An 18974-nucleotide genomic window follows, 5' to 3' on the forward strand; every position below is an offset into this window, starting at 1 on the left:
AGTCCCTATTCTCTTTCCACAGCTTCAATCAATGCTCGCGCTTGTTGTGTTCCTTGGGAAGATTCAAAGGAGAAGGGAAACTTACCTCGGCACAACATCCGCAAACCCAAAGGTGCAATGCTGAGTAAGCCTCTGAGGTCTTTGAAGTAGTTTCCTACAACTTGTAAACCAAATTGGCGCTCATCAATCCAACCGCCTGCTTTGACTAAATCTATCAATACTTTGCGGTGGCGAATTGAGCGACTATCGCTCTTTTGTTTGTGTGTGAGAATTTCTTGTTTAATTTTGGTGATTTGTTCTAAGGGTGCGACTTCCATGGGGCAAACTGAGTCGCAGTATAAACAACGAGTACAGCCCCATACTCCTTTTGTGCCTTCATTGTAGCTTTCTAGACGCTGTTCGGTGTTGCGATCGCGAGAATCTGCGACCATGCGATACGCTTTGGCCAAGGCATGGGGGCCAACAAAATCAAGATTAACTTCACGGGCGTTGCACTCAGAATAGCAAGCACCGCACATAATACAATTGCCAGTTTGATCAAGACTTGATCGCTCTTGTGGTGTTTGCAAAAACTCTCTTTCTGGAATTTGTCTTGCTGCTGTACTTACGTAAGGAGCAACCGCTTCTAAATTATTCCAGAAACTGCTCATATCTACGACTAAATCCTTAATTACAGGCATATTACCTAAAGGGGCCACCGTAATTTCTGGAATTGGATTTGCCTGAGTTTCCGATGCAGATAAGATTTTTTGTAATCGAGAAAGTTCGCTGCCCACATTTTCTTTACAAGCTAAAGCAGAACGTCCATTGATTCGCATAGCACAGCTACCACAAATTGTATTACGACAATTTTTGCGAAATGCTAAAGTTCCGTCTTGCTCCCACTTAATCTGATTGAGGCAATCCAGGATTGTATTACTAGATTCTGCCTCCAACAGATAATTTTGCACTACAGGGGAGGAATTTTGTTTTTGCCGAATGACTTTAAATAAAACTTCCATTTTTACCAACCAAAGTCTTGAAATTTATTGACCTGCCTTAGAAAATAAACACTAGACAGGCGATCGTCAAAAGCGATCAATACTCTTATTGTCCTTCACTCAATGCTGGGTGTTAATAAACTGATTCTAATTTCAGGATAACCATTAAAATTTTAGTTGCATAAGGGTTGTGGGTGACATTTATCTCCAACTCCAGCTCAACAGCAAAAAAGGTACTTGCTGCTTTATATTTCACTTACCTGATTTACGAGTCCAAAAAAGAGGGGTTTCACCACACACAGGCCAGCATCCATTGTCTTTTTGGCAAAAACATCCCAAATAATTGTATATCAGCTGATCAATACATCTGAATTTCAACTTGAGTGATAGCCATTTGCTGGAAAAATCATTCAGGCGGTTGTGAATTGGGAATTTTTTGGTTATATAGAATTGTTAAAGGAGATTTTCAACATCTGATGGTAGTGATAAAGCAGCTGGCAGATGTAGAGAAATTTATTCATCCCATAGACAGACGTACAAAATGCTCTGACCAAAAAAATGAGGAAATCTAAAGGCTGAAAGCCGAAAATACTTCATCTTTCATCTGGGCGCTTTTTGTTTGGTCTCAATCAAAAAAATCTTAGACTTAACTCATTGGTCAAAACTGCTCCTCTAAGTTAGATAAATTTTTATAAAAAATCTACTGCAATACTCACTAGGCAAAAAACCATCAGGAAATCCTCACCGCTTTTCCCTAATCAAGGTTAGGGATTTAGATAAAAGTTCATCAGCAAGTTTAATTCAAAATTAAACAACTATTTTGCTATTATTAGTCCATGCTAGTATTTAATATAAAATTACGAAGTAACAAAACCAGAATCAACAGCCGCATAAGCGCGGCTACTACTGCTTTGTTTCTTTGTAATGTAGGGACAATAAAATTTATGTCTCTGCTGAAAGGACAAAAGGGTGTATGCCCGTAAGACCCTATTCAAATACTATGCTGTCCTAAGCTTGAGAGGACGAGTAGGGAAAATCTTACAACTCAAGGGCAACAAAGGCAAACGCTGAAAGTAGAAAACCTGTAATTTTTTGGGTCTACGACTTATTTGGAGTAGAACTTACCCAATTTATAAAGGTGGCTTGAAGTTACACCGCCACAGTAGCGCCAAAAAAGAAAATAATTTCATTTCCAATGGCGAATGATGGTTAAAAGTGCCGTAAAATCACCGAAGTTAATGTCTGTGATCACCACGACATACAATATGTTGTGGACAACCATAATATAAGCGGTTGTAGCTCCTATTAACAGGAATTAAGCCCTCGCCCTATTGTCCTAAGTAGCTCTATGCAGATGCTAAAAAGCTAAATTCTGGCATGAGAAGACATTGTTTATCAGTTTGGAGAGAGTAAGGAAAATTTGAGCATAATGACTGAAACTGCAATCGCACCATTAACTGGAAAAGCACTACTTGCTAAAGTTAAAGAACTTTCCAATTTACCACGCCGAGAAAGAGCCAAGCAGTGCGGCTACTACACTGTTACTAAGAATAACCAAGTTCGCGTTAATCTCACCGATTTTTATGACGCCTTGCTATCGGCTAGAGGAATTCCTCTCAGTCCGGAAGCACCTAAAGATGGACGTGGACGCGAACCAACTTATCGAGTTAGTGTTCATCAAAACGGTCAAATTGTTATTGGTGCTACATACACCAAAGCAATGGGTTTAAAGCCTGGAGATGAGTTTGAAATTAGGCTAGGATACAAGCATATTCACCTGATTCAACTTGGTGAAACTGACAAAAAAACTTCGCAAGATATAGACTCCGATGACGAAGTGGACGAAGAAGATTTGGAAGAGGAGGAGTAAATTTTTATCATGGTAGGGATTTAGTTGCAGGCAAATGCTTGATAATTTATCCCTACCTTGGCAGTAAACTAGTGGTTCTATGGTGAAAATTTAGCTTAACCAAAAAGAAGCCCCGCGCTCTAACGCTTCGTTGAGCGTCAGAATAGATTTTTGGGCAATTGGGCAATGACGAATTGACGGTTCAGCTCCGCTCACCGTCAACCCGCAACTAACTCAATCCTACGGATTGAATTAGTTGCGGGTCGATGATAACGAAGCGGTAGCGAGTCATCGAGCGTCGGAATTGCCATTTTTGTGATACTGTATTTACGGCTGCTACTTTTAAACAAAGTCGAAAATACTGGTTTGAAAGCAATAGTTGTGAACTCTAATAACGCTAACCAAACTATCAACATAAAGGCGCGTGGGACGCACGCCCTTAAAGCTCAGATCATGTCTTCGCGCGAAGAGTCTTTGAGAAGCCCGCGCTGTATGCGTAAGCATCAAAGTCGGGTACGTCACTTGATTTACTTAGCAAGCAGTTAATTGTAATTTTTTTGTTGATTTCAATAACGTTGTTTGAGCCTTCAGTCAACACCTTGCTGGCGTTTATGAAAGATGCGCCAGTGACAGTTGTAGTGATGGCATTTTTCATATTTTGGGTAGTGTCCTGGTTGCCGATCGCAACATTATCAGCAATGTTACTTAATTGGCAACCAAATAAACCTTTGCAGCCAGAGCAAAAATTGCCCTTGCTAGCATCACTGTACCTGTTAGCTCCGCTAATTCTTTGGGGAATTAATTGGTTAACTAACACATCCTTTGCAGATTATGGTTTTGTTGTCAATGTTGCAATTTTAGGTTCTTTATTACTAGGTTTTGTCTTAGGAGTACTGAGCCTAGCTATTGTTTTTATTGGGGAATTTGCGTTGGGTTGGTGTTCTTGGCAAAAATCGAACGTAAAATTAGTAGCACCCAACTTGCTGCCTATTTTATCAATAGCTTTGTTAGTCGGTTTGATAGAAGAGTTAGTTTTCCGAGGTTTTGTATTCACTCAATTAGAGCAAGATTATCCAATTTGGGTAGCAGCGGCAATTTCTAGCTTAATTTTTGCTTTGTTACACTTAGTTTGGGAACAACGCGAAACCATACCGCAACTACCTGGACTGTGGTTGATGGGAATCGTACTGGTATTAGCAAGGTTTGCCGATCGCGGTAATTTGGGTATAGCTTGGGGATTGCACGCTGGATGGATATGGGCGATCGCTACTATAGATACAACAGAACTGATTACTTACACAGGTAAAGTCTCCGAGTGGTTCACAGGTAAGAACAAAAAACCCCTAGCTGGCGTAGCAGGAATTATTTGTGTACTTTTAGCAGGTGGAGTTTTCTGGCTATATTTAATTAGTTACTAATTCGTAATTCGTAATTATAGGGTACAAGTCCCGCACCAAATTTTTAAAAGGGCGTCTCTACATTCCAAAAATCTTCGCTAGACTGTTTTACCATGGCATATAGTGATTTTAATCTTACTAAAGCCAGAGATGCATTTGGCTTAACCCTGGAAGAAAAACGCAATTTATTTATGGATGTAGCGGGAGTTGAACCTTCTGACTTACTAAAGCGGTTGCTGGATGAGAACTTAACTTTAGCCACTGCTATTAATAGTGAAAAAGCTCGTTCCGAATTCCTGATTGCTCCTGTATTGTCTGAGGTAAGGCGACAGTTGGATTATCGAATCAGCTTGTTTTCGGGAACAGAATTCAACGTTGAGCCGGCTCAAGGACTCTCAGGTTTTTGTGACTTTATGCTCAGCGCGTCTGGTGAGCAGTATTTTATTAGTGTTCCAGTAGTAACAATCATTGAAGCCAAAAACGAGAATATTATAGCAGGGCTAGGACAATGTACTGCCACGATGGTTGCTGCTCAAATATTTAACCAGAGAGCAGGCAATGATCTTGAGGTGATTTATGGAGCAGTAAGCAGTGGTACCAACTGGAGATTTCTCAAACTAGAACAAAATATCGTCTATATCGACTCGATTGAATACTACATTAAAGAAATTAATAAAATTTTAAGTATTCTTTTGCAACCGCTGCAACAATTTGTCTTTGCTTCTTCCTCTTAAAATTCCTACTAGTGCAACCGAACTAAATGTTAAGATGAAAAGTGCTAGATTTTGTGCCTATAATTTCAACCAGCCAAATAGTTCACCTACAGTTAATTGTAAATCTTTAACTAAATCAGGAACTAGTAACACTTGCTGTTCTTCTTCGAGAAACTCTGGTTGCTGATTTTGGGGATAGACTAAAACTGAGCGCTCGTCTGGATTAATTAGCCAACCCAAGCTACTACCATGCTTGAGGCAGTGTAAGATATTTCCGATTACTTTCGTTGGACTTTGATCTGGAGATAAAATCTCAATTGTCCAGTCTGGGTAAGTTGGAAAAACATTTGCCACATCTCCATGCTCATCTAGAGGAATGCGTTCCCAAGCAAACACAGCTACATCTGGTACAGTCGAACGTCCACCAAAAGTATACCGCAGTTCTGGAAAGGCTAGAGCAATCTTGTTATCTTCAAATACTTGATTGATACCAGTAACTAACTTACCTTGTAATTTGCTGTGCTTTCCCTGTGGCATAGGTTTTTGGATAACTTGACCGTTAATATATTCACTTGCTGGCTTGGTTTCTGGTAGTTTTAAAAATTCTTCTAAGGTTAAAGGTTTAGTCGGGGATTTTACCATTTACTTTTGCCTCCTATATCTTGATATACAACTATAAATCATGTATGACAATGCGATTTAATTCCTGATTCCTCTTGCTGTGCATCTGGAAGCAATTATCCTGATTTTTGAGGCGCTTATACTTCCACTACACCCCCATAAAGCATTCCTATCTGATTTGTGAAAATTCGCGGTGTCCAGATCCCCGTCTTCTCAAAGGAAGTGGGGGATCTTAGTTCTCACGAATAATTTAGGATTGCTATATGTCTATTTTCTGACAGATGACTATTAACCATTGAATCAAAATACCCATCATTGGGAAGATGCAGTTCATTGGGTTGCTAGTGTGATACTCTAATAAGTAAGGGAAAACACAAAACCGAATTTAAACGGTGTGTCGTGACCCAATTAGAAGCTAGAGGTGCAAAAATACGCCCGTTTCAGCGTAGCTGTTAATCAAAATTGAGGTAGTATCTCAGGAGCGATCAGTTAAATGGACTATATAGAGAAGTTACTGGAAAAGCTTAAGGAATTAGCACGCAAGCTAATTGGAAGCCTTTTAGGGCCAGAAGCTGAGGCTGAACCGGAACTGATTCCAATTCCTGTAAATGAGCGATCGCGCCGTCGCTAGCAGCCCAAACGTGATCAGCTCACCCTTGCAATCTTTAAGCATTCTAGTACTCCATGGGCCAAACCTCAACTTACTAGGGCAGCGAGAACCAGGTATCTATGGTTCGTTAACATTACCTGAGATTAACCGTCTCTTAGAGGCAGAAGGGCTAAAAATGCAGGTAAAGGTATTTTCTATGCAGTCAAATCATGAAGGGTCTTTAGTAGATGCCATACATGAAGCAATAGGGAAATATCAAGGAGTTTTGATTAATCCTGGGGCGTATACCCATACAAGTGTAGCGTTGCGAGATGCGATCGCTGCCGTTAGTTTACCGACAGTAGAAGTGCATTTAAGTAATATTTACTGTCGGGAAGAATTTCGTCACCATTCATATATCGCTCCGGTAGCTATTGGACAAATCAGCGGTTTCGGAGTACAAAGCTACTTATTAGGCTTACAAGCATTAGTGCATCATTTAAATTCTGCAATCTGAAACCCGAAGTTATATGCACTATTCTCTTGTAAGCAGGTTTAGAGGTATTTTGCTGGGAGCATTCCTCACAGAAGCTTTAGCCTATCGTCATAATATACATTCCCCCAATATAGAGACTCTGCCTGCAATACCTCTACATTGGGGGAAAATAATGGTTTTAGGTACTGAAAGTTTAATCACCCTTGGTAGATTTGATTTAGATGATTGGCTAGTGCATTTGCAACAAGCATCTCCTCATTTCAACGCAACTGGTTCCATCCCAATCAAACTACAGACTTTTCCTTTAACATCTCTACTCGCCACACTGCCAGTCGTACTTTTTTTTCACGAAAATCCTGTCAAGATGCGACAAAACTTGTTGCATGTACTAAAAATCTGGGAAGATGATCCAGTAATTAGAGATGGGACACTAGCCGTAGGGTATGCGATCGCTCAGTCACTTACCGAAAAACTCGATCCCTTAACCCTGATCCCACAAATAATTTCTTTTCTCGGAGAAACAACTACATCCCTACCACAACAATTACTAAAAGTCCATACTTTACTAGAACAAAAGGCTGGATTGGCAAAGGTACAGACCGAGTTAAGCAAGTATGAAAAGACTAGAGACACTGCACATAGCGTCTGGACTATTGCTATGGCATTTTACTGCTTTCTCAGTACATTAGAAGACTTTCGCCTTGCAGTTTTGCGGGCTACTGACAATCGTGATTGTGGACAACAAGAAGCTCGTCTGAACTCACAAATCACGGGTGCCATCACTGGCGCTTTATCAGGAGCATACAATAGCACCGTGGGTATTCCCGTAAATTGGCAAATCTTGCTGATGCAAGCCAATTCAAGTGCATGGGGACTGACCAATTTTTCGCAAATGCTAAAATTAGCTGATGCGTTAGTAGCTGTGTGGTCAGGAATGTATAATCATGCCCTACATGGAAGTGAATCACAAGAAGAGGGAGGTGCTATGTCTTTTGGGTTGGCTCCACTTTCCGTCTATGCAGCGCCTTACGTTATTCGCTCACGTTAATATTATTTTCGCCAACAAAAAGCATGTGAGGAAATAGGGAAGAATTAAATGGAGGTAAAAAATATAGGTATCAACACGCTAGCAGCGGCACAGAGCCAGAACAAACAAGCAGCGGAGGAGAAATTATATACCTAACTTATCAAAAACCAATGACAAAGGCGAAAACCGCAAACGAGAAAGAGCGCTCAGGTCAATGGCAAAATCAGTCAAAACTAATACTGGCATTCATGTAATCGGTTTAGGCTGGGTGCATAAACAGCGTTCCTCTGTGATTTTAGCGATCGCAGTAGTTTCTCTCACAGGTGTTATTGGTCACAAATTATACAATCAACCTCAACTCAAAGTAGGAACCATAGCACCGCAAACAATTAAAGCTCCCTCTAAACGAAGCATCGAAGATCGGAAAAAAACAGAAGCTCGGCGTAAAGCCGCGACTAAAAGTTCCGCACCAGTTTTAATGGTTGATGCGCGAACGAATGGACAAATCGACCAAAATTTACAACGACTTCTGGATGATGGTAACGAAATCCGTGCCGTAGCTGGGTCTTTTCCTTTTTTCGACACTTTAGTTTTGACTATCTCTACCCAGCGCTATCTTCGCTCTTGTCCAGAATTGGAATGGCAAGCACTGGTGACATCGGTAGAAAATACTAAAAATCAGCAAAAGAAAGGGTCTGGACAAAAAGTTTCTTCTGCAAGTCCTCCCCCCTTATTTCCATCATCTACAGCTGTACACAGAAAAGAATACTACTCCGATGCCACAGCGACGCCAATCAACTCTCTACAAGTGACCTCTACATCTAGAGGCTGGTTATCAAACTCCGAGTTTCAAAGTTTGCAAGTAGTTCCAGAGCAAGTAAAACCCATCGATTTTTCCCAAAAAACTGACTTTGTACAAGCAGTAGCAGAACTAGACACTTATCGCGTCACGACTTCTAATAGACACCAATCTTTGCTGATCGCTCAAATCTTCCAAGCACGACAAAGATATGTGCAAGCCACAGCCAAACTTTTAGAGTTAGAGAGTACTAATCCAGAAGCAGTATACGAAGAAACTGCCCTGTTAGATTTGTCAGATGAGGAGTGGGAAAAAACAGAAGCAGGAATCCATGAAAGTGCAGAGCGAATTCTGACTCAAGGCATTCCACCAGGACTACCTAATAGTATTTTACAGGACGCGGTGAGGTTGCAAGTGCAATCATTTGTACCAAAAGATGCCGAATCCTTAGCAATCAAACTGTTGTTGGCTGTGATTGTGCCGAATCTGAAAAATGATGAAGAACAAACAAGGCAACAGGCTCTCAAAGCTGTGGCTGGGGTTACACCTGTAATGGTGGAGGTGCAAGATGGTGAGGTGATTGTGAGCAGAGGAGAGCCGATTAATGCCTGGAAATTTCAGGTATTGGAAGAGTATTACCTCATCCGCCGACAAGTGAATTGGCTGGGGTTGGTGAAGTTGGGTGGCACGATCATTGGTGCAATTAGTATTTTCGTTTGGGTAGAACGGCATACTAAAAACCGATTGCGGCAACGCGATCGCCTATTAGTATTGTTGCTAACCTTGAGTACGCCAGGGTTGCTAGCAATGGGAGTGACTTATACCACCTGGAGTGCGATCGGTTTATTGTTGGGTAGCTTCTACGGTCATACTTTGGGTATGACAGTTGTCGGATTGCTGTTAGTCATCCTGGGAGCCACCTTAGATGTCAGCAAGATTGCGCTTTTAGCTGGTGCTGCTGGAGGAATACTAGGCGCTTATATGACTCAAAAGTTGCGATCGCGCGAGGAACTCGCATTATTGGGGGTTGCGATCGCTCTAACCCAAGGTGGTATTTACCTAGTTATTAAACTCTTGATTGGTGCTGCTTTTGGTTCAACCTGGTACATCGTACTGCGAGAGGCGGCATTATTTGCTTTATCTGGCTTAGCCTGGAGTATTGTCGCCTTGGGTTTGAGTCCTTATTTAGAAAAACTGTTTGATTTAGTCACCTCAATTCGTCTAGCAGAACTGGCAAATCCTAACCGTCCCTTATTAAAACGACTCGCGACTGAAACTCCCGGAACTTTTCAGCACACACTGTTTGTCGCTACACTTGCGGAAGCCGCTGCCAAACAATTAGGATGTAATGTTGAATTAGTTAGGGCTGGAACACTATATCACGATATTGGCAAAATGCACGACCCATTAGCTTTTATTGAAAATCAGATGGGGGGGCCAAATAAACATGACACAGAAATTAACGACCCTTGGAAGAGTGCAGAAATTATCAAAAAGCACGTCAGCGAAGGGTTAGTCATGGCACGAAAACACCTTTTACCTACGGCAATTCAAGCCTTTATTCCAGAGCATCAGGGAACAATGCAGATTGCTTACTTTTATCACCAAGCGCAGCAGAGGGCGCAAGAAGATCCTACCATAACCGTAAATGAAGCAGATTTTCGCTACATTGGCCCAACTCCTCAGTCACGGGAAACAGGAATTGTCATGTTAGCAGATTCTTGTGAGGCGGCATTGCGTAGCTTGGAAGCTTCAGAAAAGCCAGGATCTAAAGAAGCCACCCCAGAACAAGCCCTAGCAATGCTCAACAATATCCTCCGTGCGAGATGGCAGGATAATCAACTAGTAAATTCTGGACTAACACGAGAGGAGATGACACAAATTGCTCAAATTTTTGTAGAAGTTTGGCAACAATTCCATCACAAACGTATTGCTTATCCTAAGTTGAAGGCTATTGACCTTTCCCCTGGCTAAAACCGAGGTGATTCTAAGGCATCAAGTAAAAATAAGTAGTGCGAGCATCTTGCTCGCGCGGGCAAGATGCCCGCACTACAAATATTAAATTGTTCAACTTATTTTTACACGAATCCTAAGTAGATGCCGCAGTTAGTCAACTTATGAGACTCCGAACAAATGAACTCAAGTATTGCTTTGAGTTCAATATTTGGATTAATTAGATTTTGTTGGCATCCATTGAAGGTACAGTGTGGGTAATTTACTTATTCTGCAACGATTCCCGTTGTTTTCCATACTCCCGTAGCTGCTTGAGAAGATTTTCTTGGGATGAGTTGGAGGTAGATGAACTAGGGGTTGGTAGTGGGTTAGTAGTTGGAAAATTAACAGGTGGGGGATTAATAATGTTAGTGCGTAGCGGTGACGAACCCTCAAATCTGTTTGCTAGAGGGGTTCTTGCAGGTGAAGGGACGTTATTGGGTGTCGCCCCCTTAGCTGATACTGGGGGAGTAATCAGAGCATTTGGTTTGTTAACAGCAGCTTTTACCGAGTCTAGGGTGACAGCAACTTGTGTCTGCTGCTGCATTTGTTGAGTGGAAGATACCAAGCTACTTAGACCATTAACCAGTTGTCGGAGATTTTGCCGGAAAGTTGGATCGCCCGTCAATTCATCTAAATCAGATGTAATTTTTTGGGTATTTTCAAATGTGACTCGTGCTGAGTCTAAGGTTTGTTGTATTAAGACTGCATTTTTGGGATCGTTGAGGTTTTTAGTAGCATCTCGCAAATTAGCTGAAGCTTGTGCTGCATTATTGGAGAGAGTTTCTAAATTTTTGAGTAATTCTCCTTGAGTTAAGCGATTGACAGCGGGTGAGAGACTGCTGACTGTCACGCGTAGTTGATTGCTAGTTTCGGTGATATTGTTCAAAGCACCAACTAGGGAAGAACGATTTGTTGTGACTAGGTTATCCAAATTGGTTAGCAGTCGATTCGCTTGATTTGCCGTTGTGCTGAATTGACCAGCGGTTATACCTAATTGATTAACTGTTTTAGTAGTGGATGCTGTGAGTTTATTTGTGGCCTGTTGCACCGAATTGGCAGTGGATGCAAATGTTCCTAACTGTCCTTGAAAACTTTTACTTAAACTGCGGATATCTTGGCTGAGTCCTGCCACACTAATAGCTGCCACCGAGGAAGTCTCTAGGAGTCTATTAACTTTTTGATAAAATCTAGGGTCATTATATACAGTGGCTAACTCAGTTGTACTCCGAATCAGTTCATCAAGACTGATGCCAATCTGACCTTTTAACCGAGAACCATTACAAACAATAAGGTTAGGATTGCAGTTTTTTTCTAGCGGTTTAGCGACAACAGTTCCAGGGGGTAATGTCGTTTTTGGTGTAATGTCTACTATACTCTCGCTGATTAATCCGCTTTGATTAGCCTCTACTTTTACCTGGCTGGGAATGATTAAGTCAGGTTGAGCAATTTCGATCTCTACTTCAATAGCATTGGGTTTTGGTTGAATATTGGAAATATTACCAACCTTAACACCACGATAGCGGACTGGTGCGCCTTTTTGCATTCCGCCAGCATTGGCAAATTCCACAATCGCTTTGTATGAACTGCGAGCAGCAGTAAACCTATTCAACCACAAGAGAATTATTCCAAATACCCCCAGTCCTAGCAGGAGTAGTAACCCTACAGATCCTTCTCGAAATGTTCGCGTAGACGCGAAGCGGTTTGTCGTTAGACCTCGCATTTTTTCCTCCACCCAATAATTAGTTCTGAGTTATGAGTGGTGAGTCTTGAGTATTGTTCTTCTCACTCAGTACTTAGGACTCAGCACTCACAACTAAAATTAACCGACGACTTGAATCGGCCCTTGCACACTTCCACTCATAAATTGTCTAATTAGCGGATGGTCTGTGCTGTTTATTTCGTTAACTGTACCCTGCCACTGCACTTTACCTTGATAGAGAAACACTAGTTTATCAGTTGTACGGCGGATGGTACTTTCTTGGTGAGTCACAATGGCATAAGTACTACAGACTCCTCTTGTGCTTTGCAAATAGCGGATTAAGTCTTCTATGACTGTTGAAGCAATGGGATCAAGTCCCGCTGTGGGTTCATCGTATAGTAAAACTTCTGGGCTGTCTTGGGGACTATCGGGGTTAGACATGATTGCACGAGCAAAACTGACTCGTTTTCGCATTCCTCCGGAAAGTTCGGCGGGGTAGAGATTGCTGATTCCTGGCAAACCAACCATTTCTAATTTTTCTTTGACTAAATCTCGAATGCGCGATCGCGGTAGTCTGGAATTTTGATAGAGTAAAAACCCCACATTTTCATCCACAGTTAACGAATCGAATAATGCTGCTTGCTGAAACACCATGCCAATACCAACCGGATCGCTACCATCTTCAATCAACCCGTCTCGCCGTACCCCCTGCACAAAAACTTCTCCTGCATCGGGAGTCAGTAATCCCGCGATCACTCGTAAAATTGTTGATTTACCAGTCCCTGAAGGGCCAATAATTCCCAGTGCTTCTCCTCGGTTAATTGTCAAGTCCACATTATCTAAAACTTGATTACTACCAAAGGATTTAGAAACACCTTTTAATTCAATTAGTGGTTCGGTCATTGGTCAAGTGTTGGGAGTCAAGGGTCTATTAGTCATTGGTCATTAGCATAGAACAAATGACAAATGACAACTAACAAAGGGCAAACATGCAAGATAGTGATGTCATAGTTATTGGAAGTGGTATCGGCGGGCTATGTACTGCTAGTTTGCTAGCTCGTTATGGTAAGCGGGTGATTGTGTGTGAAAGTCATACAATTGCTGGTGGTGCTGCCCATAGTTTTAGACGACGGGGGTTTGAATTTGATTCTGGCCCTTCTTTTTATTGTGGTTTGGGTGATGTTCAGAGTTTAAATCCGATTAAACAGGTTCTGGATATTTTAAGCGAATCCATTCAAGTTATATCTTATGATCCCCTGGGACATTACCACTTTCCTGAAGGAAGTTTGACAGTTTATCGCGATGTTGAACTTTATTATCAACAAATCGCTAAGATTACACCTCAAGGTGCTAGCGAATTCCAGCAATTTACGGAACGTTTGTTAGGGCTGTACGAAGCTATGAAAGGTATTCCTACTTTGGCTTTGAGGGCAGATTGGCAAGTGGTTTTAGTATTGCTCAGACGCTATCCACTATCCCTAGTAAAGATGTTACCCTACTTGTCACTTGTTCAAGTTGCTGCTGGTGATGTAATGGATGCAACGGTACAAGACCCTTGGGTGCGGCGGCTAATTGACTTGGAATGTTTTTTGCTATCTGGTTTAAAGGCACATGGAACGATCGCTCCTGAAATCGCCTTTATGCTGGGGGAACGCTCCCGCGCTAAAATTGACTATCCTGTGGGTGGGAGTGGTGCAATTGTCCAGGCTTTGGTGAGGGGGTTAAAACGCTGGGGTGGTCAGTTGCGTTTGGGATGCCACATTGAGCAAATTTTGGTGGAATCTGGCAAAGTTGTGGGTGTAAAATCTCGCCAAGGTGAAGTTTTCAAAGCACCTCTGGTGATTTCTAATGCTTCAATTTGGGATACTTACAATCAGCTATTACACCCTGATGATTTACCTGCATCTTACCGCAAAGTTGCTTTAGAAACACCAGCAGTTGACAGTTTTATGCATCTACACTTAGGTATTCGTGCCACTGGGTTAGAAAATTTAACCGGACATCATGTGGTAATTCACGATTCTAGTCAGGATATTACTGTAGCAGGTAATACTTGTATGATATCTATTCCGAGTGTGTGGGATGCGACTCTTGCCCCAGAGGGACATCATGTGCTTCATGCTTATACTCTCGAACCATACGCTGGATGGGAACGTGGTGATGGTTATGAAGGGAAGAAACGACAAAAAGCAGAATCTTTATATCGTGCCCTAGAGCGGATTATCCCAAATATTCGCGAGCGTGTGGTGTTAGAACTTATTGGTACACCGCTGACTCATGCTCATTATCTAAGACGTTATCAAGGAACCTATGGCCCAGCGATCGCAGCTGGTAAGGGGATGTTTCCGAGTACACATACACCTATACAGGGTTTATATCGCGTCGGTGATAGTACCATGCCAGGAATCGGTGTCCCTGCGGTGGCGGCGTCTGGTATTTTGTGTGCCAATACTTTAGTGGAGCGATCAAAAACAGCAGAGTTACTGGAAAGTTTAGGGATTTAATCCCATTCCTTTCCTAGTTTTATAGGACTCCTATTTGATTTTTGAAAAAACCGTCCTCAACTCGAAAAGTCTGATTCCCTACCCTACTCTCTACCAGCGGATTGCTATAGTTGACAAAGTGCTTTAAGAACTTGTAACAACTGAATTGACCGTTCTTTTTCCATAAAATTTAATTCTGGCATCAAGTGATAAATAGGAGGATGCCCTTGTTGGATATAAACAAACTGATAACTTCTACCGTTAGTTGTTAAACCCCAAACTGATTTTTGATTATCTAAACTTTTATAAGCATATGTGAGTAGTTGAGATAATCCAGTTGAGATATCAATCTGACTATTTTTAGATTCAATGATCAGTATCCAAAAATATGTTTGAGTTTTTGTATGCTTAACCTTACTGACAGCTAAAATATCAAATCTTCCTTTGATTTTGATATCTTCATCTTCAACTTCAATATCACTAATATCTTCTTCTAAACGAATCTCAACAGGATAGCGATAAAAGCCAGCTAACCTCAGTATTGGAGCAACTACAAGAAACTTTACCTGACCTTCAGAAACTTTGCCTGATCTCAGGTAACGTCGAAAGTCATCTCTAATTTGTAAAAGTTCTTGTTGTTCGGTCTCTAAGAGAGGTTCTAGAGATAACAAAGCAGAAAATGAGTCACTGTACTGTTCCATAACTGGTTGTATTTAACACCAAGTTTGTACAACACGACCCTTTATTTGTTGTCCTAGCCAAGGTGTATTACTAGAGAGTGTATATAGATTTTTGCGCTCGACTTTCCAGGTTTGCTGGGGGTCAAATAGAGTTAGTTCAGCTGGTTGATGAGGAACAATATTATTTACTTTTTGTCCCAAACATTCTGCTGGTCGAGTACTCAAAGCACTCCATAATTCTAAGGCTGTAAATTCTCCAGTTTCTACCAAATATTCCCATAGTAAAGGTAATGCTAATTCTAAACCAATTGCCCCTGGTGGCGCTTCGGCAAAGGCTTGGACTTTTTCTTCGTAGGTGTAAGGTGCATGGTCAATGGCGATCGCATCTATAATACCTGCACGTACCCCTGCACGCAACGCCGCCAGATCGCTAGGATTACCTAAAGGTGGTTCTATATGTAAGCTGGTATCGTAACTTTTGATGGCTTTGGTATCTAGTAACAGGTGCATCCAAGTTGTACTGGCGGTGATAGGCAACCCAGCAGCCTTAGCTGAGGCAATTAACTCCACACTCCGAGCTGTGGAAACGCGCATAATGTGTACTGGTGTAGCGATGTCTGCAACTAATTCTAACAAAGCAGCGATAGCAGCTGTTTCAGCACTGGCGGGTACGGGAGGTAAACCAAACCGAAAAGCGTCCGAGCCTTCCCGCATGATACCGTTTGATTTGAGTTGGCGATCGCATGGCCAAAACGCCACTGGTTTGCCCAAGGGTTGAAGATATTCCAACACCCGCCGCACTATCCCCAAATTTTCCCACGGTTGACCATCAGTAAAACCAACTACTCCTGCTGCTGCTAAATCTGCCAATTCCGTCATTTGTTTCCCAGCAACATCAACAGTAATAGCACCCCAGGTATGAAGATGAGAGAGAGAATAAGACGCAAAGATGGGGGGACGCGGTGAGTCTAGTGAGTAAGGAGGGTTTCCTGGAGCAGGCAACTGGCTAACCTGTAAGGGGGACGCGGAGACATTTTTCATCATACCTCCACGTCCTTGCATCTTTTTCAAGAACTGTGCCACCATCGCAGGGTTATCAATGGCTGGAGAGGTATCGGGTAAAATACTAATTCTGGTAAAGCCACCAGCAGCAGCAGCTTGCAATAGAGATAATAAAGTCTCTCGTTCTTCAAACCCCGGTTCGCTGGAGTGGCTATACAAATCTACTAATCCAGTCCCCAGAACTAATCCCCGACAATCTCTAATTTGAGTATCAGAGGTGATATCAGCAATAGATGGGGCGACTGCTTGAATACAATTATCAGCAATCAGTACATCAATTATCTGGTCAGTTTCTGAAACTGGGTCAATCACCCTTACTTGTTGCAGCAGTTCAGTCATAAACAGTTATCAGTTATCAGTGAGGAATTAAGAGTTATATCAAGTTCGGGTAATTACTAATTATTAAAATTTCTCCCTGTCCCCGCGTCCCCGCGTCCCCGCGTCCCCAGTGCAAAATCCTCCTGATTCCTGAGCGTTAGTTTGCCCAACTCTGGTGTTCAGAGTATGCAACGCCGCTTTTTTGACTTCTTTACAAAGCTCCTGCTGCGGTTTTATCTAGTACGCCGCCACCCAAGTGGGCGGTAATATTCATTGCTTGCAATACTGGTAAACCGTTGAGTTCCGAGGAGTAATCTATGACGCTGACTGCACCATTACCTTGGCGAAAATTCCAGAAATTTTCCGCAGATAAACCCAGAATATGACACAGCAAGGTTTTATTAGTCGCGTCGTGAGCCACTACTAATCCAGTTTGGAGTTTGTTAGTTAATGCTGTTTGGACGATTGATTGCCAAGTTGCGACACTGCGTTCCCACACTTGTTGTAAATTTTCTCCTTCGGGCATTTGTACTTCCCCTGGCGTTTGCCGCCAGCGCTGCAACTCTCCAGGAAATTCTTGCTCTATTTCTGTTTCTAATTTTCCTTCCCAGAGTCCATGGCTGATTTCTCTCAACCCATCTTGTAATTCCAACTTTACACTAGGATGGTGACGCAAGATGATTTGTGCTGTTTCTTTGGGACGCAGCATAGAACTACTAACAGCAAAATCAAGAGCTACTTCTTGGAGATATTCGCCTGCTTTTTGGGCTTGTTGCCTCCCATTGTCGTTGAGTGGAACGTCAATTTGACCTTGAAATCTCGTTTGGCGATTCCACTCGGTTTCTCCATGACGCACTAACAACAATCGGACTCCGTGATGGTTTGGTCGCAATGAGGGTAAAATTTCCCCCATGTGTTGCGTTTGATTCATCGACTCTAGTTGAACGGGTGCTTCTAATCCACCGGCAAAATTTAGTACCGAAATACCACAGTTAGATTGCTGTATGCAATGGTAGCGACTGGGAGAAATACCCAATGCCGTGCTAATCAGGGCGCGATTAATGCCGTTATGCCCGACTATGAGAATAGTTTCGTTTCGATGCTGGGGTAAAATTTTTTGCCAGAACTGCCGCGCTTGCTCGTACAAAGCAAGGACAGGGAAATGTTCTTTTGTTCCCTGTGCATCGTTGACTAACATCCGCAGCTCGTGGGGGCGTTCGTGCCAAGTACGATAGTCTTCGGGAAACTTCTCTTTTACATCAGCAGTGAGCATTTCTTCCCATAGGGGAAGGTCAATTTCTAACAATTGATCAGAAGTTTGCAAACCAGCATTTCCTGGATGAGTTGCTAACTCGTTATGGATAATGTCTGCTGTTTGTTTTGCTCTTTGTAAAGGACTGCTGTAAACAGCGTCAAATACAATATTGCTGAGGGCTTTACCTACTTTAATCGCATCATCACGACCTTTTTCTGTTAATTTTGACACATCAGTGCGCCCTTGGATACGACGCTCGGTGTTATAGCTGCTTTGACCGTGGCGCACAATGATGACACGAGCCATCCGTCTTGCCCTCCTCTATCTAAAGGACTAATTTTACTGCAAAATGTTTATACAATTATCTATTAGAGATGTTTTGCTTGCGAGTCAAGCTGTATACACAACTAGAACTTATAATGATGCGATCGCGCTTTCAAAGCATATTGTTCATTGTAAAGGTATATTAAGCCCAAGCCTTATAACTCAAATGTGGACAAATGCGATCGCACTACCTATGGGCAGAAGTTGAAAGAAGCTGCTGAAAAACTAGGTGTATCGGTGCAGACAAACAAATCGCTCTCAAAGTCCAGGCTAAAGCCTGTGAGTTGAAAAACTCTAAGCCGCCCAATTACAGAACCGTCGCATTTGCTATTTTGGCGATCGCATTTGCTATTTTGGCGACTGCATTTGTTATTTCGGCGACTGCATTTGTTATTTTGGTGATCGCATTTGTTATTTCGGCGACTGCATTTGTTATTTCGGCGATCGCATTTGCTATTTCGGCGATCGCATTTGCTATTTCGGCGACTGCATTTGTTATTTTGGCGATCGCATTTGCTGATTGCCCTTATTCTCAGCTTGAAAATGGGAGTAGGAGCAAATACGGTTCGGTTAAGCAAATTTATAATTTTTTAGGCGAAGTAGACAGTAGACTTCTTGCAAAAATACTTGAATCGTCAGAGACTCAAGTCTCTGCCTAATAGCAAAAGTCCGTTGAAACGGACTAAA

At 42.1% G+C, this 18974-nt stretch carries 16 protein-coding genes; 8 read left to right on the plus strand and 8 right to left on the minus strand.

Annotation, left to right across the window (positions count from 1 at the left end):
• Nucleotides 1-5: 5 nt before the first annotated feature.
• Nucleotides 6-1001, minus strand: coding sequence for a succinate dehydrogenase/fumarate reductase iron-sulfur subunit (locus AC5JMF_RS09380; protein ID WP_495795438.1), 996 nt, complete (start codon nucleotides 999-1001; stop codon nucleotides 6-8).
• Nucleotides 1002-2409: 1408 nt separating this feature from the next.
• On the opposite strand from AC5JMF_RS09380, the gene AC5JMF_RS09385 reads away from it, so the two are divergent.
• The 3 genes from AC5JMF_RS09385 (at nucleotide 2410) to AC5JMF_RS09395 (ending at nucleotide 4960) form a co-directional block, all read left to right on the plus strand.
• Entirely contained in the window at nucleotides 2410-2850 is a 441-nt protein-coding gene (locus AC5JMF_RS09385) for an AbrB family transcriptional regulator (RefSeq protein WP_495795439.1), read from the plus strand.
• Between the two features lie 590 nt (nucleotides 2851-3440).
• Nucleotides 3441-4247, plus strand: coding sequence for a CPBP family intramembrane glutamic endopeptidase (locus AC5JMF_RS09390; RefSeq protein WP_495795453.1), 807 nt, complete (start codon nucleotides 3441-3443; stop codon nucleotides 4245-4247).
• 92 nt (nucleotides 4248-4339) lie between these two features.
• Complete coding sequence (locus AC5JMF_RS09395) at nucleotides 4340-4960, plus strand: hypothetical protein (RefSeq protein WP_495795440.1); 621 nt, start codon at nucleotides 4340-4342, stop codon at nucleotides 4958-4960.
• Nucleotides 4961-5017: 57 nt separating this feature from the next.
• Here AC5JMF_RS09395 and AC5JMF_RS09400 read toward each other — a convergent pair whose 3' ends face one another.
• The gene (locus AC5JMF_RS09400) at nucleotides 5018-5581 is read right to left on the minus strand and encodes a Uma2 family endonuclease (protein WP_495795441.1); all 564 of its coding nucleotides are present in this window, start codon (nucleotides 5579-5581) and stop codon (nucleotides 5018-5020) included.
• Between the two features lie 472 nt (nucleotides 5582-6053).
• Here AC5JMF_RS09400 and AC5JMF_RS09405 point away from each other — a divergent pair, with 472 nt between their 5' ends.
• From AC5JMF_RS09405 to AC5JMF_RS09420, 4 genes are all read left to right on the plus strand, one after another.
• Nucleotides 6054-6191, plus strand: a complete 138-nt coding sequence (locus AC5JMF_RS09405; RefSeq protein WP_495795442.1) for a hypothetical protein — start codon at nucleotides 6054-6056, stop codon at nucleotides 6189-6191.
• On the plus strand, nucleotides 6169-6666 hold the full coding sequence (gene aroQ / locus AC5JMF_RS09410) for a type II 3-dehydroquinate dehydratase (protein ID WP_495795443.1): 498 nt from the start codon (nucleotides 6169-6171) through the stop codon (nucleotides 6664-6666). The genes AC5JMF_RS09405 and aroQ overlap by 23 nt, the downstream gene beginning before the upstream one ends.
• A gap of 13 nt (nucleotides 6667-6679) precedes the next feature.
• Nucleotides 6680-7693, plus strand: a complete 1014-nt coding sequence (locus tag AC5JMF_RS09415) for an ADP-ribosylglycohydrolase family protein (protein WP_495795444.1) — start codon at nucleotides 6680-6682, stop codon at nucleotides 7691-7693.
• Between the two features lie 193 nt (nucleotides 7694-7886).
• Nucleotides 7887-10445: an HD family phosphohydrolase gene (locus AC5JMF_RS09420; RefSeq protein ID WP_495795445.1), complete on the plus strand. Its 2559-nt coding sequence runs from the start codon at nucleotides 7887-7889 to the stop codon at nucleotides 10443-10445.
• Between the two features lie 241 nt (nucleotides 10446-10686).
• On the opposite strand, the gene AC5JMF_RS09425 is transcribed toward AC5JMF_RS09420, so the two are convergent.
• Both AC5JMF_RS09425 and AC5JMF_RS09430 read right to left on the minus strand, forming a co-directional pair.
• A complete protein-coding gene (locus AC5JMF_RS09425; protein WP_495795446.1) occupies nucleotides 10687-12186 on the minus strand; it encodes an MlaD family protein in 1500 nt (499 codons plus the stop codon).
• Nucleotides 12187-12285: 99 nt separating this feature from the next.
• Nucleotides 12286-13068 (minus strand): ABC transporter ATP-binding protein, encoded by a 783-nt coding sequence (locus AC5JMF_RS09430; RefSeq protein ID WP_495795447.1) that lies wholly within the window; start codon nucleotides 13066-13068, stop codon nucleotides 12286-12288.
• Between the two features lie 86 nt (nucleotides 13069-13154).
• On the opposite strand from AC5JMF_RS09430, the gene AC5JMF_RS09435 reads away from it, so the two are divergent.
• On the plus strand, nucleotides 13155-14669 hold the full coding sequence (locus AC5JMF_RS09435; protein ID WP_495795448.1) for a phytoene desaturase family protein: 1515 nt from the start codon (nucleotides 13155-13157) through the stop codon (nucleotides 14667-14669).
• Nucleotides 14670-14773: 104 nt separating this feature from the next.
• On the opposite strand, the gene AC5JMF_RS09440 is transcribed toward AC5JMF_RS09435, so the two are convergent.
• The 4 genes from AC5JMF_RS09440 to AC5JMF_RS09455 all read right to left on the minus strand — a co-directional run bounded on the left by AC5JMF_RS09440 (nucleotide 14774) and on the right by AC5JMF_RS09455 (nucleotide 18865).
• Nucleotides 14774-15349 (minus strand): restriction endonuclease subunit R, encoded by a 576-nt coding sequence (locus AC5JMF_RS09440; RefSeq protein ID WP_495795449.1) that lies wholly within the window; start codon nucleotides 15347-15349, stop codon nucleotides 14774-14776.
• 12 nt (nucleotides 15350-15361) lie between these two features.
• Nucleotides 15362-16729 carry a dihydroorotase gene (locus AC5JMF_RS09445; protein WP_495795450.1) on the minus strand — a complete coding sequence of 456 codons (1368 nt, stop codon included), beginning with the start codon at nucleotides 16727-16729 and terminating at the stop codon, nucleotides 15362-15364.
• 190 nt (nucleotides 16730-16919) lie between these two features.
• Nucleotides 16920-18269: a histidine phosphatase family protein gene (locus tag AC5JMF_RS09450; RefSeq protein WP_495795451.1), complete on the minus strand. Its 1350-nt coding sequence runs from the start codon at nucleotides 18267-18269 to the stop codon at nucleotides 16920-16922.
• Between the two features lie 209 nt (nucleotides 18270-18478).
• On the minus strand, nucleotides 18479-18865 hold the full coding sequence (locus tag AC5JMF_RS09455; RefSeq protein WP_495795452.1) for a hypothetical protein: 387 nt from the start codon (nucleotides 18863-18865) through the stop codon (nucleotides 18479-18481).
• Between the last annotated feature and the right edge of the window lie 109 nt (nucleotides 18866-18974).

This window comes from Desmonostoc vinosum (assembly GCF_059505385.1).

Excerpts from the sequence above, each read along its gene's own strand:
- AC5JMF_RS09380 (WP_495795438.1), bottom strand. The coding sequence starts at position 1,001 with ATGGAAGTTTTATTTAAAGTCATTCGGCAAAAACAAAATTCCTCCCCT.
- AC5JMF_RS09385 (WP_495795439.1), top strand. The coding sequence starts at position 2,410 with ATGACTGAAACTGCAATCGCACCATTAACTGGAAAAGCACTACTTGCT.
- AC5JMF_RS09390 (WP_495795453.1), top strand. The coding sequence starts at position 3,441 with ATGAAAGATGCGCCAGTGACAGTTGTAGTGATGGCATTTTTCATATTT.
- AC5JMF_RS09395 (WP_495795440.1), top strand. The coding sequence starts at position 4,340 with ATGGCATATAGTGATTTTAATCTTACTAAAGCCAGAGATGCATTTGGC.
- AC5JMF_RS09400 (WP_495795441.1), bottom strand. The coding sequence starts at position 5,581 with ATGGTAAAATCCCCGACTAAACCTTTAACCTTAGAAGAATTTTTAAAA.
- AC5JMF_RS09405 (WP_495795442.1), top strand. The coding sequence starts at position 6,054 with ATGGACTATATAGAGAAGTTACTGGAAAAGCTTAAGGAATTAGCACGC.
- aroQ (WP_495795443.1), top strand. The coding sequence starts at position 6,169 with ATGAGCGATCGCGCCGTCGCTAGCAGCCCAAACGTGATCAGCTCACCC.
- AC5JMF_RS09415 (WP_495795444.1), top strand. The coding sequence starts at position 6,680 with ATGCACTATTCTCTTGTAAGCAGGTTTAGAGGTATTTTGCTGGGAGCA.
- AC5JMF_RS09420 (WP_495795445.1), top strand. The coding sequence starts at position 7,887 with ATGGCAAAATCAGTCAAAACTAATACTGGCATTCATGTAATCGGTTTA.
- AC5JMF_RS09425 (WP_495795446.1), bottom strand. The coding sequence starts at position 12,186 with ATGCGAGGTCTAACGACAAACCGCTTCGCGTCTACGCGAACATTTCGA.
- AC5JMF_RS09430 (WP_495795447.1), bottom strand. The coding sequence starts at position 13,068 with ATGACCGAACCACTAATTGAATTAAAAGGTGTTTCTAAATCCTTTGGT.
- AC5JMF_RS09435 (WP_495795448.1), top strand. The coding sequence starts at position 13,155 with ATGCAAGATAGTGATGTCATAGTTATTGGAAGTGGTATCGGCGGGCTA.
- AC5JMF_RS09440 (WP_495795449.1), bottom strand. The coding sequence starts at position 15,349 with ATGGAACAGTACAGTGACTCATTTTCTGCTTTGTTATCTCTAGAACCT.
- AC5JMF_RS09445 (WP_495795450.1), bottom strand. The coding sequence starts at position 16,729 with ATGACTGAACTGCTGCAACAAGTAAGGGTGATTGACCCAGTTTCAGAA.
- AC5JMF_RS09450 (WP_495795451.1), bottom strand. The coding sequence starts at position 18,269 with ATGGCTCGTGTCATCATTGTGCGCCACGGTCAAAGCAGCTATAACACC.